This window comes from Methanococcoides burtonii DSM 6242, from assembly GCF_000013725.1.
Taxonomy (GTDB): Archaea; Halobacteriota; Methanosarcinia; order Methanosarcinales; family Methanosarcinaceae; genus Methanococcoides; species Methanococcoides burtonii.
On the sequence record NC_007955.1, the window covers coordinates 1,231,419 to 1,248,470 of the forward strand.

The 17,052-nt window shown below is 40.6% G+C and carries 16 protein-coding genes and 1 pseudogene; 8 read left to right on the top strand and 9 right to left on the bottom strand.

Annotation, left to right across the window (positions count from 1 at the left end):
* Positions 1-204: 204 nt before the first annotated feature.
* The 5 genes from MBUR_RS05880 to MBUR_RS12980 all read left to right on the top strand — a co-directional run bounded on the left by MBUR_RS05880 (position 205) and on the right by MBUR_RS12980 (position 4,161).
* Entirely contained in the window at positions 205-834 is a 630-nt protein-coding gene (locus tag MBUR_RS05880) for an ABC transporter ATP-binding protein (RefSeq protein ID WP_011499216.1), read from the top strand.
* Positions 835-1,632 (top strand): ABC transporter permease, encoded by a 798-nt coding sequence (locus MBUR_RS05885; RefSeq protein WP_011499217.1) that lies wholly within the window; start codon positions 835-837, stop codon positions 1,630-1,632. It begins immediately after the preceding gene.
* A gap of 150 nt (positions 1,633-1,782) precedes the next feature.
* Positions 1,783-2,265, top strand: a complete 483-nt coding sequence (locus MBUR_RS05890; protein WP_011499218.1) for a YbaY family lipoprotein — start codon at positions 1,783-1,785, stop codon at positions 2,263-2,265.
* Between the two features lie 34 nt (positions 2,266-2,299).
* The gene (locus MBUR_RS05895; protein WP_011499219.1) at positions 2,300-2,629 is read left to right on the top strand and encodes a hypothetical protein; all 330 of its coding nucleotides are present in this window, start codon (positions 2,300-2,302) and stop codon (positions 2,627-2,629) included.
* A gap of 20 nt (positions 2,630-2,649) precedes the next feature.
* Positions 2,650-4,161, top strand: a complete 1,512-nt coding sequence (locus MBUR_RS12980; RefSeq protein ID WP_011499220.1) for a protease inhibitor I42 family protein — start codon at positions 2,650-2,652, stop codon at positions 4,159-4,161.
* Between the two features lie 263 nt (positions 4,162-4,424).
* On the opposite strand, the gene MBUR_RS05905 is transcribed toward MBUR_RS12980, so the two are convergent.
* From MBUR_RS05905 to MBUR_RS13455, 3 genes and pseudogenes are all read right to left on the bottom strand, one after another.
* Positions 4,425-5,405, bottom strand: coding sequence for a radical SAM protein (locus tag MBUR_RS05905; RefSeq protein ID WP_011499221.1), 981 nt, complete (start codon positions 5,403-5,405; stop codon positions 4,425-4,427).
* Between the two features lie 71 nt (positions 5,406-5,476).
* Positions 5,477-6,058 (bottom strand): DUF134 domain-containing protein, encoded by a 582-nt coding sequence (locus MBUR_RS05910; RefSeq protein WP_048063561.1) that lies wholly within the window; start codon positions 6,056-6,058, stop codon positions 5,477-5,479.
* 1 nt (position 6,059) lies between these two features.
* A pseudogene (locus tag MBUR_RS13455) lies at positions 6,060-6,763 on the bottom strand (IS5 family transposase); the annotation flags it as partial.
* 373 nt (positions 6,764-7,136) lie between these two features.
* On the opposite strand from MBUR_RS13455, the gene MBUR_RS14115 reads away from it, so the two are divergent.
* Entirely contained in the window at positions 7,137-7,271 is a 135-nt protein-coding gene (locus tag MBUR_RS14115; protein ID WP_198003804.1) for an ATP-binding protein, read from the top strand.
* 163 nt (positions 7,272-7,434) lie between these two features.
* The gene (locus MBUR_RS05925; RefSeq protein ID WP_011499223.1) at positions 7,435-8,283 is read left to right on the top strand and encodes a TatD family hydrolase; all 849 of its coding nucleotides are present in this window, start codon (positions 7,435-7,437) and stop codon (positions 8,281-8,283) included.
* A gap of 63 nt (positions 8,284-8,346) precedes the next feature.
* On the opposite strand, the gene MBUR_RS14560 is transcribed toward MBUR_RS05925, so the two are convergent.
* The 5 genes from MBUR_RS14560 to MBUR_RS05945 form a co-directional block, all read right to left on the bottom strand.
* On the bottom strand, positions 8,347-8,472 hold the full coding sequence (locus tag MBUR_RS14560; RefSeq protein ID WP_269479037.1) for a hypothetical protein: 126 nt from the start codon (positions 8,470-8,472) through the stop codon (positions 8,347-8,349).
* A 351-nt stretch (positions 8,473-8,823) separates the two neighbouring features.
* Positions 8,824-10,074, bottom strand: a complete 1,251-nt coding sequence (locus MBUR_RS05930) for a PD40 domain-containing protein (protein WP_011499224.1) — start codon at positions 10,072-10,074, stop codon at positions 8,824-8,826.
* Positions 10,075-10,095: 21 nt separating this feature from the next.
* The gene (locus tag MBUR_RS05935) at positions 10,096-11,319 is read right to left on the bottom strand and encodes a PD40 domain-containing protein (protein ID WP_011499225.1); all 1,224 of its coding nucleotides are present in this window, start codon (positions 11,317-11,319) and stop codon (positions 10,096-10,098) included.
* 15 nt (positions 11,320-11,334) lie between these two features.
* The gene (locus MBUR_RS14120) at positions 11,335-12,060 is read right to left on the bottom strand and encodes a hypothetical protein (RefSeq protein ID WP_011499226.1); all 726 of its coding nucleotides are present in this window, start codon (positions 12,058-12,060) and stop codon (positions 11,335-11,337) included.
* Between the two features lie 2 nt (positions 12,061-12,062).
* Positions 12,063-13,112, bottom strand: a complete 1,050-nt coding sequence (locus tag MBUR_RS05945; protein ID WP_011499227.1) for a hypothetical protein — start codon at positions 13,110-13,112, stop codon at positions 12,063-12,065.
* Positions 13,113-13,588: 476 nt separating this feature from the next.
* Between MBUR_RS05945 and uvrA the strand changes: the two genes are divergently transcribed.
* A complete protein-coding gene (uvrA, locus tag MBUR_RS05950) occupies positions 13,589-16,414 on the top strand; it encodes an excinuclease ABC subunit UvrA (protein WP_011499228.1) in 2,826 nt (941 codons plus the stop codon).
* Between the two features lie 47 nt (positions 16,415-16,461).
* Here uvrA and MBUR_RS05955 read toward each other — a convergent pair whose 3' ends face one another.
* Entirely contained in the window at positions 16,462-17,046 is a 585-nt protein-coding gene (locus tag MBUR_RS05955; protein WP_011499229.1) for an FmdE family protein, read from the bottom strand.
* Between the last annotated feature and the right edge of the window lie 6 nt (positions 17,047-17,052).

Here is a 17,052-nt window from a genome sequence, read left to right on the forward strand (position 1 = left end):
AATAACACAAAATAATAACGATTTATTAATAAATATGTAAAAAGTATTATTTTTAAATAAATACTTTCATATATCATTCGTGTGGAATAGTATTCAAAATCCTTTACTAAAAGGGAGTTGTATGGTATCTTAAGGGATAACCATGCTATTCTGATTAATATATTCTCATAAACCTATTCCACATCAGAAGGAATCTAACAGCTAATGAATTCAGAACTTTTGAAGTATAAGGATATCTCTCTTAGGTATGGCGAGAAGGAAGTTTTGTCTCACTTCAACCTTGACATCAAAAAAGGAGATCGCATATTGTTGAAAGGCAGGTCAGGTTCAGGCAAATCCACACTTTTGAAGATGGCCATTGGTTTTGCCCATCAAACAAGTGGCAGTCTTTATTATAATAACAAGCTCCTTGATTCCAATACTGTATGGGATGCAAGAAAAAGGATTGCTTATGTATCTCAGGACCTTGATATCTATGAAGGGTCTGTTAATGAATTTATCGAGGAGGTTTTTTCCTATTCATCCAATGAAGGTAAACTGGACCTGATAAAACTTAGAAGGCTTCTTGTTTATCTGGGTTTTGAGAAGGACGTTCTTGATATGGATTTTGAGGACCTGTCCGGTGGCGAGAAGCAGAGAATAGGCATAATCATGTCAGTGCTCATTGGGAAGGATATTTACTTGCTTGATGAGATCACTTCATCTCTTGATAGTGCACTGAAGGAAAAGGTCGCTAATTATTTTCTGGAACGCAAAGATTGGACACTTGTGATAATTTCCCATGATGATGTGTGGGATAAGGAAAATGTCAGAGTCGTACCGGTGGGTGTTTGAATGGAAGCCTATGATATTAGCTATCTGGCCCTGGTAGCATGTTTTCTTTTGCTTGCAATTCCACTTTTAGTGAGTCACTACCTTAAACTTGGGATCATACGCGAAACCGTTGTTTCGGCTTCAAGGATGATCTTGCAACTTATTTTCGTGGGATTTTTCCTGACAGTGTTATTTGATCTGAACAATTCCATTGTGAATCTTTTGTGGTTATTCGTAATGATCCTCATGGCAACCTATGCTACAATAAACGATATCGGACTTGATATAAAGAAGTTACTTTTACCAACAATATTTTCATTTATAGTAGGAAATTTTTTGATATTACTTTACTTCAATACATTCGTGGTGAACCTTGAGAACCTTTTCGATGCCCGATATTTGATCCCCATATTCGGAATGTTCCTTGGAAATTCCCTTCGTGGCAATCTCGTAAGTATAAGCAACTTTTATGATACTATCAGGAGGAACGAGAATCGTTATCTCTACAGTTTGTCACTGGGTGCGAAAAAGTCTGAAGCCATACTTCCCTATGCCCGAAAAAGTATCAAGCTTGCATTAAAACCTTCTATAGCAAGCATGTCAACTGTAGGCATAGTCTCATTGCCGGGAATGATGACCGGTCAGATAATTGCAGGCTCCAGCCCGATCCTTGCTATCAAGTACCAGATGGCCATAATGGTCGGAATATATGTTTCCACTGTGATGACGGTCACCATTGGTATATTCATGACTACCCGTTCAAGTTTTGACGATTATGGTATTCTTAAAGAAGACATATTCAAGTCAACAATTGACTGAACATACCATTATTTATCTTTTCTTTTTTGATGAATTTCTTGCTTCTTAAGGCTACGAATTATTTTGTAGCTTAAATAAAGACTTTATATCTACGAGCTATTTGTTTATATTATACCTTCATAAAATCGATAATATAAGGAACCGATCATCATGAAAAATAGATCTCTCATATTAGGAGTAACATTACTGATCCTCATTGCATCCGCGTTTGCAATGGGTTGTACTGACAACGCTACGGAATCCGATGCTGACACTGGAGTGGATGCAGGTGGACCAGCATTTACAGGCGATGGTGTTCAGGGAAATATCATCTTTGATGAACCTGTAGAGTCCTTCTCAAATGCCACCATCTATCTGAAAGTAGAGGACGTAAGCCTCCAGGACGTATCCTCTGTGACCATTTCCGAGAACTTCATTAGTAGTGTATCCATGGATGCAGATGATATTCAGACAGTACCATATCTGATATATCACCCTGAACTTGATGAAAGAATGACCTATTCCCTTTCAGTCCATGTGGACGTGAATGGGGATGGAAGTCTCTCAAATGGTGATTATTACAGCACCTGGCACAACCCTGTACCTACAGAATCAGGCATGCACGATCTTGATGTTCATGTGGAAATGATCTGATCATTAAATCTAAAGTAAAAAGGGGAATATCTTTATGGACTGTGCAGTAAATCCCGTAAACATCGAGAAATTCCTGATCCTTCCTATTGCTGAAGGGTCAAGGACTGTAACTGAAGTACTTTCAAAAGAGGGTTCTTTCAAGATACTGGAAGTGCTTTCGGAAGATCCACTTTCTCTCCGGCAGATTTCCCGAAAGACCGGACTTCCTTTTGTGGATGTTGAAAATAAGATCATGGCTCTGGTAGAGTCTGATCTTGTAGAGAGAAAGAGCATATCCTCCGGTCTGGAAGAGGAAAAATATATCTACGGACCTTCCAATAGGTTCATTGTATTCTCTTCTGAAGACAATACTACGGTTGTATGAGATCAATCCCTGGTGCAAATATGGTCACTAAAGACGTTGAAAATAAGAACAAGAATGAACCTGATGATACGGATCAGGATAGTTCGGAAAATATAGTTGTACTTCCGCTCAACGAAGATTCAAAGAAGATCACTCAGACGCTTTCCAATGAGAAATCCCTGAAGATACTGGATCTTCTATCCGAAGAGCCGATGTCTGCAACGGATATCTCGAAAAAGCTCGGTCTTTCCATTACTACTATCAAGTACAACATTGACAGTTTGCTGGAAGCTGACCTTATCAAGGTACACAGGATCAAATGGAGTGCCAAAGGGCGTGAGGTCAAGCTCTATGAACCGGTACAGAAATTGATCATTGTAGCTCCGGGGAATATGAATGTCAGCAGGGCCTCCATAATTAGTATGCTTCAACAGTACATCGGTGTTATCGGTGCTGCATTCCTTGGTGCTGCAGGTATTCAGTATCTGTCAAGACCAGTTCCAATAGAGAATGGGGGTACTTTCGAACCTGTAATGATGGATGTTGCCATGGAATCTGAAGTTCTCCGTGATGCACCAATGGATATGGCCCCTTCACTTGCTTCTGATGAGGCCGTGGGCGAAGTTGCAAAGGTAGTTCCTGAAGCAGCTGGTCCTCAGATAGTGGACAGTATACAGACATTCTTTTCGAACCTTTCAGATAACATAGGGCTCTGGTTCTTCCTGGGATGTCTTTTTGCAGTCATTTTGATGATGTTAAAAGGATGTTATTATGACAATGCCAGCAGTTCCACAAAGAGGTCCGTAAAACGCTACATTCTGCCGTTGATGCTTGTTGGTGTTGTGGTAGCTGCACTTTCTGTGGGAATGGCTCCGACAGAAGATGACCAATTCATTTATCCTGAGATCGAGAAAATACCAGCTGACCATGTTTTCACAGAAGAGGATAATGGAAGTACTGTATCGGTTAATGCTGGAAGTATTGTGCGTATCGATCTTGATGCACCTTCGGAAGGGTACTGGTATCTTTCCGGGAGAGATGACCTGTTCCTAAATGAAAAAGGCTATGGATATTCATCATCATACAGCCCTGTTGACGATGATTCTGTCTATGGATGGACTTTTGAAACTCCGTCCATTGGTGAGAAATCGATTATGTTAGAATACAATTCATGGAATGACCAGACATCTGTTCCGAGCGACTTTGAGATGACCTTGATAGTGGAAGGTGACAATGAACTGTATCCGTCATTTGTTGTGGATGGCTACTATTATGATGATGCGATCGAGCTTGAACAAGGCGAGTGGATGCTCATCAGACTGTTCGAATCTACAGCGGATACATATGCATGGAACATGACGTTGACGGACGGGCTCCAGCTTAAAAGGGACCAGTTTATCCCACAGTCAAAGGGCTCCCTCTATGGAAAACATGAGTGGAAGATCGAGGCTATTGCAGCTGGTGAACAGAATATCTCTGCCATAAATATGAAACAAAAGGTTGACATTACTGGATATGAACAGATTTTTGACCTTACGGTCAAGGTCCTTTGATATTTATAATTAACTTTCAATGGAGCTAAGATATTCATATGAATGGTCCAAAGATCGTATAAAAGATAAATAGGGGGTAATGGGAGCATTTTGTTACCCTGCAATTGGAAAAGTAGTTGTATTACAAGGAAAAAGGCTGTATTTGCCCCATGATGCCCCATGACCGAAAAACCGGGTATTACGCACGGATACTACTGGCACACATGGTTCTGAAAAAGAACAGATTGGGATGTAATTTCCATCCCATTTTTACTATTTTTTAGTTATACTGCCCGGTAATACGTTCCATTCTCTGAGCTTATGCCGATGATCTTCTGATCATCCACCAGTCCTTCGATTGTCGGGGAGAGTTCTTCATTATCAATATCAAGAGATTGAACTACCTGATCAAATGTACAGGGTCTCCGAAGTATGAGATCATATACCTCGTCCGTAAGGTTCTCGTGTTCTATATTCGATCTCTTTCTTTTCAGACCTTTGAGTACCAGCCTTACCCTCTCCCTTCCAAGTTCCTCATCGAACTTCTGTGCAATCTCTTTGAGCCTTGTTTCAGTTACCGGGATGATAAAATCTTCAGCAGGTGGTCGGCTTATGGTCAATATCTCTATCTCATCTGGATCGATGAACTTGAGAACTTCGATCTGTTTATCGATTTCCGGATCGCTTGAGTTTGTAAGATAACCATTATTTGAGTCAAGCAGCATGATCTCTATGGCAACCTTTGGACCTTTCATTTTCTGCAGTTGTTTTAGTCCTTTGATTATATCCTGAAGTTCAATTCCTTCTGCAGGTCTGTTGATAGCCTGAAATGTGTCTTCATTTCCTGACACAAGTGTAGCGACTACAAGATCGGCCTTTGAAAGGTTATTTCTGACGTCCTCTCTGTTCACGAGTGATGAATTTGTAATTACACAAATGGGAACATTGCTTATGTTCCTTATCTGTTCGATCATGTTACCCAGTTCCAGGTTCAATGTAGGTTCACATGTCCCTGAAAATGTTATGTAATCAAGATCATCCACTTTCTTGTGATAATTAGCAAGGCTGTCGATCACTTCTTCAGTTGTTACAAGATCTGTTGCTTCTGATGGTGTCGATATTTTCCAGTCCACATGTCCAAGCTGGCAGTAGACACAATCGAAATTGCAGTTCTTCCGGAAGTCACTTTTTTTAATGATATCAATTCCAAGCGACCTTCCAAGTCTTCTTGAAAGGATTGGTCCGTAGATGATCCTTGAGCTCATTTTGATCACATTTGTTGATGTTTACCTTGATTCTGTTTTGTGTAGAAACTGCCGTTAATTGCCCGTTTTAATCATTTTCGGATCATAGGTTTTCCGCATTCGGGACAGATTACCTGAGCACAAGGGGTACCTGGCTGGTGAGTTTGTTCATAACCGCAGTTCGGACATTTACATACACCCCCTGTTCCTACAACATTATTTCCGTTACCAGCACGGAATCCCCTTTGCCCTCTGCCTTGATTCTGACCTCCTATCGGTCCTTGACCTCTGCCTTGATTCTGTCCTCCTATCGGTCCTTGACCTCTAGGTTGATTCTGTCCTCCTATCGGTCCTTGACCTCTAGGTCCTGTTCCATCCTTTCCTGGCATTGTATAATCTCCTCCTTCTACTCGTATTGATTTTCCATTTACTAATGCATCTGCTATTTTCTGCAATGTTCTTTGGAGCGTCCTTTGAAATGTGGACTGGTGTATTTGCATCGTCTGAGCTGCATTTTCCTGTTTCATTTTTTCAAGAGTGCTCAGTCTGAGGGTTTCCAGTTCATCAATGGTTATGTTCACTTCTTCCATATCTTTCAGACAAGTGCCAGATGGCTTGAAATGCCTTGTATTGTAGTCGAAATTAACCATTTTTCGTTTTCTTGGCCGTCCCATATTATGCATTATAATGCATAACATACATAAACTTAACGTTCGGCTTTGTAGAAATCCTCATCCAAACTAAAAACACAGTCTTGATAAATCTGTCAAGATTGTGCAATATCACTTTGAACTTCACTTATTTACTTGATTTCTATACTTTCTCGCACGCAAGTTTTCTCCATATTTTCTTTTCAAAACCGAAAACATCGTTTCACTCAAATTTCGCATAGAGTATATCTTGCTATCGAATTCCCGTAACATGTTATTACGATATCTTTCTTTGATTCACTTTCGTTCACGTTTTCTTAGTGGAACAATTGCTATTGATCCAAGTTTCCCCCTTGCTAATTCGTGGATGTTTTCAAAATCATAGGCTTTATCCATCACATAATATATAGATCTCCTATTGCGATGACATTGCAATAGCAATGTCTTTGCATGTTTTGCATCATGAACAGATTTACCAGATATCTTGTAACCAGTGATTACAAATTTACTAACAACAACTGAAATGCTAGTTTTAACGTAACTTCGCCTCCACTTTTTAATTCGCCAGGAATAATAATTGCTACAATAACCACTTGTGAACCCAGTGGAATCAATTGCATTAATGTCAATTGAATCTCTATTTTTATATAATCGGTCAAGTGTTTTCCTAAAGATAGTATCCAAAACAACAGAATACGTACGAGTAACAAATTTCTGAAATGTGTTCCAGATTTATAATTTGGAACAAACACAATCATCCCCTTATTTTTTTTGTTGGAGAACAATCACATGGGACTTATTATTGTAAAAATGAGTGGCTTAGTCGAAGTTAGAAAAGAGGATTTCTACAGAGCCCTTTTTTGATACTGAAATTGTCTGTGAGCTTATAGCTCACAAGAGCTTTCAATAGACTGTTGATGTCAATACCATGTTTATTGTGTTTACCAAAACAGTGGGAAAATTAAGGGCACATACAGTTTTTCAACGCTCAGGATGGTTCTAATCGGAAAGGATATATTGGTATTAGGAACTATTTCGTATGTTCTTAGCATGGTTTACATTTTTGTCGATTCAAACAAAACTAAGAAAATTTATATTAATTTTGACTGTCAAACTTGGGTTTTATGTAAAAGACAATGGTATTGGAATTCCGAATGATAAACTTGGCATCATATTCGATCTTTTCAAACAAGTCGATTCTTCGCTTAGCAGAAATTTTGGTGGGACCGGACTTTGACTCTCCATATCTAAACAACTGATCGAATTACACGGTGGAAATATTCAAGTTGAGAGTGAAGAAAGGAAATGTAGTATATTTAAATTTACGATTCCAAAGAAACCTTTGATCATGGTCAAAACAAACAATAACATTATTCAACCTCAAAAACATCAACTACCACATGAACACATCTCCAAAGATTCCCATCACCGATGAACACATGCACATTGACCCACGTGCAAAGGGACTCAAAGCGGTCAAAGAGTTCCAGAATGCAGGCGGAACTCACATCATCCTTGTAACAAAACCAACGTGGACCATAGGAGTGGAAGTTACAAGACCGGAGGATTACAAGATAGTGTTTGATGAGACCGTTGACCTTGCCAACCAGATCAACGAGACCGGTGTCACAGCATTCCCGGTCCTTGGAGTTCATCCTGCGGAGATAAACAAACTGAACGAACGTATGGAACTTGAAAAGGCAGTGGAGCTTATGAAAGGCGGGCTTGAGATCGCTTCAGAGTACGTTGAAGAAGGGCTTGCAGTGGGGCTTAAAAGTGGAAGACCGCACTACCCGGTGTCAGAAGAGATATGGGATGCATCCAATACTATCATGGAACATGGGTTCACACTGGCAAAGGGTGCCGGTTGTGCCATCCAGTTGCATACTGAAAGCGTTGGGGAACCGGAACTGATAGACATCACTGAAAGAGCAAAAAGGACCGGCATTCAGCTCAATAGAGTGGTCAAGCATTACGCCCCACCGCTTGTTAATGTCTGTGAAAGGCTTGGCATCTTCCCGGGTGTCTTGGCAGGAAAAGGAGCCATTGAAGAAGCTCTTGAGCAGGGCACTCGCTTCATGATGGAGACCGATTACATCGATGATCCTGAAAGACCAGGAGCTGTCCTTGGACCAAAGACCATTCCCCGAAGGACATTGAAACTGGTAGAAGAGTATGGGGAAGAACTATTCTGGAAAATTCACAAGGAGAATGTGGAAGAGGTCTATGAGGTGGAGATCGAATTGTAAAAGCAGATCGTTCAACGACCTGTCAGGAGCAATTACAACCAAGCCATTATGATTAGACAAAATTCATGCTTCCTCAAATGTCATAACTTCATAAGATAAGAGTTCTCCTTCCTCGTCTTCTTCCTCTTCCCATGTTCTGACCCAGATTGTATTCTCAAGAAATGTCTGAAAATCCGATTCATCCGTCATTGTTTATAAACAAAACAATTTCATCAGCACATTCCTTATGCAAAAATTGAAAGATTAATTGCACTGTTTTCGAAGAGGGGTATACCATGATATGAGTAGATGAGAGAACGATAAATGTGCGAGGAGTATGAGAAGTTCAAATCTAAGCCCTCACACAACAAAGTAGGGGATATAAGTAAGTCGAAAAAAGATTTAATGAACCTTTTGACTGTGATTTTAATGTTATTAGGATAGATCGTATGCATGAATGGGATGTTTTTATGGAATTTCATGGATATAATCATCCCACCATAAGAAAAAGAAAGATTATCAGGAGTATTTTCGTTTTCATAGATTCACCTTTACGAAATCTCAAATCCTTTTCTTCATATTTCTGAAAATCATGAACATCGAGAGAACTGCAATAAATGTGCTAAACCCAGGTGTATCCTCAGGAGTAGATGCAGGTTCAGACTTCATAGTTGTTGAAGGTGCAGATGTAAGTTCTACATCAAGGTTGATCACTGATATTGCCATTTTGTCACCATTGATTGCCATAGTTACAATTTTATCCCCTTTGGGTGACCACTGAGGCATCAAACCTTCATCAATTCTAATCTGGTCAGTTCCATCACTGTTCATGATCCAGATTTCATATTCTCCAATGTTCCCGGAATTGAAAACAATTTTACTTCCATCAGGCGACCAGTCTGGATAAGACTGTGATACAAAATACTTGGAATTATTGGTAAGAGGTTTTTTATTGCTACCATCAGTATCCATTACCCATATGCTGGATGTGTAATTTTCATGATCTCCCTTTACATAAACTATTTTTGTACCATCAGGCGACCAGTCAATATTGTAAGCAGATCCATCTACAAGTTGTATTTTATCGGATCCGTCTTTGTTCATGATCCAGATTCCACCATTGCCGGATTCATTTGATACAAAAGCTATTTTTTCTCCATCTGATCTCCATGTTGCCCCGATGTTATCTTTTCTACTGGTGGTGAGCTTTAGATTATTACTACCATCGTGATCGACAATCCAGATATCGTAATCTTTAGAGACTTTAGAAATGTTGAACATTTGTTCTTTTTTGCCATTTATTTCTACGGTTTCCCAAACATTCCTGTTTTCAGAAGATGCAGAAACATAAACGATCTGTGAACTGCCTGGACTCCATGAAATGCCCCATCTGCCCGCCAAACCAAGCAGATTGTTTTCAAGGTGTGCTCCATAAGTTAACTGTCTTTTATCTGAACCATCGATATCCATAATCCAAAGTTCATGATTGCCTGTAGCATTTGAAACGAATAGGAGTTTTGTTCCATCAGGAGATAAAGGACTATTATATCCAAGTCCGAGCATACTATCTCCAGAAGCGAGTTGAATTTTGTTACTTCCATCAGCATCCATCATCCAAAAGTCTACAACCCAATCTCCTGACGTTATGTTTTCGAGATCTGATGATGTGTAAATGATTTTGTCACCATCAGTAGACCATTGGGGATATCCAATGGATTCTGTTTCATCAGTAAGTTGCAATATTTCACTTGCATTGACAATGTTGGCTGAAAAAAAGCAAAGAAAGAAGATCAGGAGTAATTTTGTTTTCATAAATACACCTTTACGAAACTATCAGTTCCTTCTATTTATGTTTTTACCAAGCATAAAGAACGAAAGCATTGCAATAACAGCACTAAATCCCGGTGTTTTTTCTTCTGGATGTTGAATGTCCTCTGGTACATATTCCATAGGAATTGCAGGTTCAGATTTGAATTTTTCATCAAGAGCAATCACTGATACAACTGAATTATTGCCACTTTTTCCCGTAAAAGCAATTTTGTTACCCATAGGGGACCATTGTGGCATCCATCCTTTCGCTAAAACGGTTTCATTTGTCCCATCCACGTCCATTACAATGATTTTCGGATCTGACTCATTTTTGTACGTGGTATCAAATGCAATCTTTTCCCCATCCGGGGAGAATTCCGGCCGTGCATCCCACCTATCGTGCCTGCCAGTTAATTTTTTTTTATCACTTCCATCAGAGTTCATCACCCAAATTGAATGCGATGAATTGAAAAAAGTGGAAAGGTTAGAAGTATTAAGGACACTGGGTGAAACATATGCGATCTTTGTACCATCCATTGACCATTTGATATCCAATTCCTTTTCCTCGGAATTGGATAATTGTAACTTTCCGGTTCCATCGTAATTCATTACCCATATATCCGGATATCCACCACGATCTGAACGAAAAACTATTTTGTTTCCATGAGGTTGCCACAAAAACTGGGAATCATTTTCATCCCCCTGAGTAATTAGGACTTTTTCTGTTCCATCGGGATTAAGGAGCCATAACTTTTTGGATTTGTCCACCATGAATATTTTAGTTGTGTTTTGAGCCCAACCATAGTATTCCGCATTTGAGCTGCCTTTAACTTTATTTTTGCTTGTTCCATCAGCATTCATAATCTGTATGTCGGTTTTTAGAAAAACTGGAATATCGCCAATAATTTCCACTCCCAACAGAGAGCCATAAAGGAGTTTGTCCCCATCAGGAGACCATGGATTGTCAGTAGGACTAAAACCAGAGATTAAAAAAAGAGGTCCTAATGATTTGCCGGACGTAAGTTGTGTTTTGTTGCTTCCATCGATGTCCATCATCCAGGTTTTTGTGTTTCCAATAGCTCCTACCTCAGAAAGTGTGTGATATACTATCATTTCTCCATCAGGAGACCATTGAGGAAATCCGTTGGATTCGGTTCCGTCTGTTAACTCTATAGTCTCATTTGCACTTACGTGAGTGATTGAGACAAATAGTACTAAAATTATCAGAATCAAGCTAATATTTGACATGTATTCCCCGCAGATTTAATCTATGCCACAAGTAACATATGCACTACCAGAAAGTGTTGTTGGAATCCAATATATCAGCGCATGACACTCAGCAGTTAGATTAATTCTTACACTTGTAGAGCTATCCATAAAATGTGAAGGCAAATCAATTACCTCAATTCCTTCACCATTACAGTAGTTATGTACTTCAATTTCTCTTTCAAAGTGTGCTGGCTCAGGATCTTCTGGATATGTAATTACTTGCCAAGTGATAACAAACTGCAAGGATTGATCGCAGGATGTAACAATAGTATGGTTTTGAGCTCTATATCCTTCACATACAAGCGATGACCAATGAATTTCTATATAGTAGGTTCCATCAAATTTGTGATACAAAATTGAATTGTCAATCTCAATTGATGCATTTTCTGTAGCAGAATTGGTATCAGGGGATGATTGTCCAGTACCTGCTATTTCATCAACGTTCCAAATCCACGACTTTGACACTACAACGCCATCTTTCTCTGCCTCCACTTTTAATTCATGGCTTCCAAATACAGCATCGTCGATGTAGGTATAATCAGTATTTGCCGTTGGATAATTGTTTGTCTGAACCACGACACCATCTAGCTTCCACCTTAGAACGTTGCAATTCAGGTTAACACTTGCTTTGAATGTTCTTGATTCGCCAGCATAGTTAGAAATCGGTGATTCCGGACTTATCAATGTAATTTCAAGATCAGGTGTGCCTCCGCCTCCCATAATTACACCTCCAGGTATCCTTCTTTAATCAGGTATTGTGGTAAAATCCAACCATTGCAAAATATCATATTATCCTCCTTACTGAGTATCGGATGATTTCGATTTTCCCACCATATGTCACAATCCGGTGTCCAAAATTTATTGTTGTAAACTTCATATAAACAGCCCTCTTCTCCTATGGGAGTTCCAACAGGTTCTTTCTTTATTTTTAGGTATATATTGTGTGGATTACTTTTCATACGTGCGCTAGTATGTGGGTCTTCACAAGATTTGGGTGCTGTTTCCAGATAACATGATGGCTGATAACATATCACGGGGGTTTTTGCCGGTTTGTAGAGCAATTTCAAACTTTCATCAAGACAGGAACCAACAATTGCGAGATCGTATTTTTCTTTCCGGTAATCTTTCATAAATTTTAGGTACTCATACCCATACCATTTCAGATTTGGGAAGATGTCCCAGAATTCAGCTGGAAAAGCACCGACAGCAATTACTTTTTTATCGCTTTTTGGGAATGTCATTTTTGGGTTAATTGTATCAAATACAATTTCTTCTGCATGATGGAGATTGAAAGAGGTGTCAACACAGGGGAAATCAATTTTTGAAGGAACTTTTGTGATAATATTCTGGACATTCTTCTCATTAATTTGATCCCAGAATTCTGAAAAAGTAGGACTTATTCCTAAGACAAACTTTTTCCAGTTATCTTTCACCTCATAGGAAACAACTTCATTGATGTTGTGGAACAGGTCGATATATGTGGCACCAATTGGCCCATGTGGAAGCGTCACTTCAAGGATATACCTGTCATATCCTTCAGGTATCCATTGTTCAAGTGCTTCTTTACTTTTGGCAGCCTCTAGGGGAAGAGTATAATGGTAGCATCCATTTTGTAGAAAAGTTCCAACATCATACTGTCCTTTCATAGTTTGCAGGCATGCCACTTTCAGACCTTTCGATTTGAACTCTTTCTCAAGCAGAAGCGCTGTTGTAGTTTTTCCTTGCTCACACGGCGATGCAAGGACATAGATTTGATTTTGATTTTCATCCATATGAGGATCCCCCTAATTTATTTGACTGATTGGCTAAAAAAACATATCAAATCTATTTATAATTTTTGATTATGTGTGTTACCATTTTAGATCATAATGTGACATCCTATAAAAAGGAGGACGGTTTTCAAGATGTTAAAACCGGATTTGATATGTCATCAATAATACAGCGTAACACTAATTAGAATTACATGATTTTCCTCATACTGACTCTTAATTCCTATATGATTTATGTTTGCATTTTTTGAAAAAAAGTTGAAAAGGACTTTTATTAACAATTTATGGAAACTGAATCTCGGGATAAATCGGAAAAAGCACTCTTAAACGCGTGTTACATGATATACTGCAAAGCGACAACATGTTCAAGTACATAAGTACGGATTAAATTCCAATCACATTTCAACCCAACAGCAAACCTTTAATCCTCTCACTCAAATATCTTTTATTCGACTTAATCTAAAAATACCCACAAAAACATGTCCCTGAAAAATATAATCGTAAAAGGTGCTAAAGAGCACAATCTCAAGAATGTAGACGTTACATTCCCGCGTGATAAACTGATAGTCATAACCGGACTCAGCGGATCAGGAAAATCATCCCTTGCTTTTGATACCATCTATGCAGAAGGTCAGAGGCGATACGTGGAATCATTGTCAGCTTATGCAAGGCAATTTCTAGGGCTCATGGAAAAACCGGATGTTGAATACATCGAAGGGCTTTCCCCTGCAATTTCTATAGAACAGAAAACAACCAGCAAGAATCCGCGTTCCACGGTCGGTACTGTCACAGAGATATATGATTACCTGAGGTTGCTCTATGCAAGAATAGGAATACGACACTGCCCTAAATGTGGCAAGGCTATCGAACCTCAAAGCGTTGACCAGATAGTCGATAGTATATTGAAGATAAAGGAAGGCTCTAAGATACATATCCTTGCACCTCTTGTGCGGGAACGTAAGGGGGAATACAAAAAATTGCTCGCCGAACTTCGTACAGAAGGGTTTGCACGTGCAAGGGTCGATGGCGAGATAATAGCCCTTGAGGATGCAGAGACAATTGGGCTGGGACGTTATAACAAACACAATATCGAAGCCGTAGTGGACAGGATCGTAATAAAGGACGACATTCGGGAAAGAGTGACAGATGCCGTTGAGACCGCACTGGAGAAAAGCGGTGGCACACTGGTAGTTCATGTGCTTGACAAAGAGGAAATGGTCTTCAGTGAAAATCTGGCATGCACCGATTGTGAAATTGGTTTTGAGGACATGGAGCCATCGGCATTCTCGTTCAACAGCCCCCAGGGAGCATGCGAGGAATGTCATGGCCTTGGAACCTCCATGGAGTTCGATCCTGAACTTATCGTACCCGACACCACCCTTTCATTGCATGAAGGAGCCATCGAACATTGGGGCAAGAAAGATGGGTACTACATGCAGTCACTGGGATCCATTGCGCAGCGCTATGGGTTCTCCATGGATGTGCCTTTTGAGGACCTTGCACCTGAGCACAAGGATATAATCTTTAACGGTGCCAGCGGGTTGATCGATTATGTGCACATCGGTAAGAACGGCGGGATGTGGAAACACAAGGGTAAGTTCAATGGGGTCATCGCCAATATATCAAAGATATACAATAGCACAGAATCCGAGAATAGAAAAGATACCCTGAAAAAGTACATCACCACCAAACCCTGCACATCCTGCAATGGAGACAGGCTAAAACCCGCAAGTCTTGCAGTTACTATTAATGAACAGAACATTCTCAAGGTCACCCGTATGTCCGTGGAGATTGCCCTATTGTTCTTCGAAGAACTTGAAACAAAGCTCACACCCCGCGAATATTCCATTGCGAGACTCATACTCAAGGAAATTAAGGCAAGACTGGGCTTCCTGATGGATGTGGGACTTGATTACCTTACCCTGAGCCGTTCAGCAGCCACCCTGTCGGGCGGAGAAGCCCAAAGGATAAGGCTTGCTACACAGATCGGCTCCAGCCTTATGGGTGTTCTGTACATTCTTGACGAGCCGAGTATCGGTCTGCATCAGAGAGATAATCTCAGGCTCATTAACACGTTAAAGCATCTGAGAGATATTGGAAATACCGTCATAGTGGTTGAGCATGATGAAGAGACCATCATGAACTGCGATCATGTTGTTGACATGGGACCAGGGGCAGGCATACACGGTGGGGAGATAGTCGCAGAAGGAACTCCTGAAGAGATAATGGCCCATCCAGATTCACGTACCGGACAATACATGAGTGGTAAACTGGAGATCGCCATACCGGAAAAAAGGCGTGAACCCACAGGGAAACTTGTTATTGTAGGGGCTTCACAGAACAATCTCAAGGGGATCGATGTAGATTTCCCGCTTGGAGTAATGACCTGTGTTACCGGAGTATCAGGTTCCGGAAAAAGTACGCTTATCAATGAGACATTGAACAAGGTCCTGTCACAGAAATTGAATCGTTCCCGCGAGAGACCGGGCAAATATAAGGATATAAAAGGTCTTGAACTGGTGGATAAGGTCATCACTATCGACCAGTCGCCAATAGGACGAACACCGCGCTCAAACCCCGCCACATATACCAATCTGTTCACACCCATACGAGAACTGTTCTCACAGACAAAGATGGCAAAGACACGTGGCTACAAGCCCGGAAGATTTAGCTTCAATGTTCGTGGCGGCAGATGTGAGACATGTTCAGGTGACGGGACCATAACGATCGAGATGCACTTTTTGCCTGACGTTTATGTGCCGTGTGAGGTATGTCACGGAAAACGGTACAACCATGAGACACTGGAAGTGAATTACAAGGACAAAAATATCGCTGATGTCCTTGATATGACCGTTGAGGAAGCCCTGGGATTCTTTGAGAATGTACCGAAGATAAGGAATAAGCTACAAACCCTTTTCGATGTCGGCCTGGGATATATAAAACTGGGACAGTCTTCAACAACGTTATCTGGAGGAGAAGCCCAGCGTGTGAAGCTTGCGACCGAACTTAGTCGCCGTTCCACCGGAAAAACGGTATTTATCCTTGATGAACCGACCACAGGACTTCATTTTGATGACGTGAACAAACTGCTTGACGTACTTCAAAGATTGGTGGAAACAGGAAATACCGTTATTGTGATCGAGCACAATCTCGATGTCATCAAGACCGCTGACTGGGTCATCGATCTTGGACCTGAAGGAGGGGAACGTGGTGGCAAAGTTATCGCAAAGGGAACGCCTGAGAAGGTCTCGAAGGTCAAAGGCTCTTATACAGGAGAGTTCCTGAAAAAAGCACTCAAGAAATAATGAGAAAAATGAAAGGAATGAAGTTTAATTGATATCTGACCCACAGGTCAGATATCATGTCCTTCAAAGCATGAAAGGCAGACAATCTTACCTTCCTTTACACGCAGACGTGTTTCCATGGCTTCCTCGCCACATTCCGCGCATGCTATGGAACGATAGACCATTGCTTTTTCCGGCGGTTCTGTTTCAACGTTCGTAACGGTGAACAAATCCTCATCTGGAATGTCGAGGATGGCATAGGCATTCTCAGCATGTCTTTTTCTGAACTCCTCAAGCTCCTCAGCGGTGGCAGTTCCATTTCTTACCTTTGGGAAAAGTTCATTGTACTTTTCATCGTTGCTCCGTTTACGGGGATTTACGGATATTCGCAGAGCATTGCGGTCTCCTCTCTTGAAGAAAGTGTAGACGTGCTTGCCAAGGTCTTTAAAGACAAGATTGCCCTTTCCAAATGTGCAACCATTGATGACCTGTATAGCATCGACAGAGCATGATTTGTTCTCTACGACAACTACTAATTCTTCATCCTCTGAACGGTCCTTGAACTGCTCAGCAGCATAGGTGCCTATTCTGTAACCGATAACCAGTCCCGGACAAAGGTGACCGTGAAACTCTATTGCGTCTTTCAGATCCATTGTACC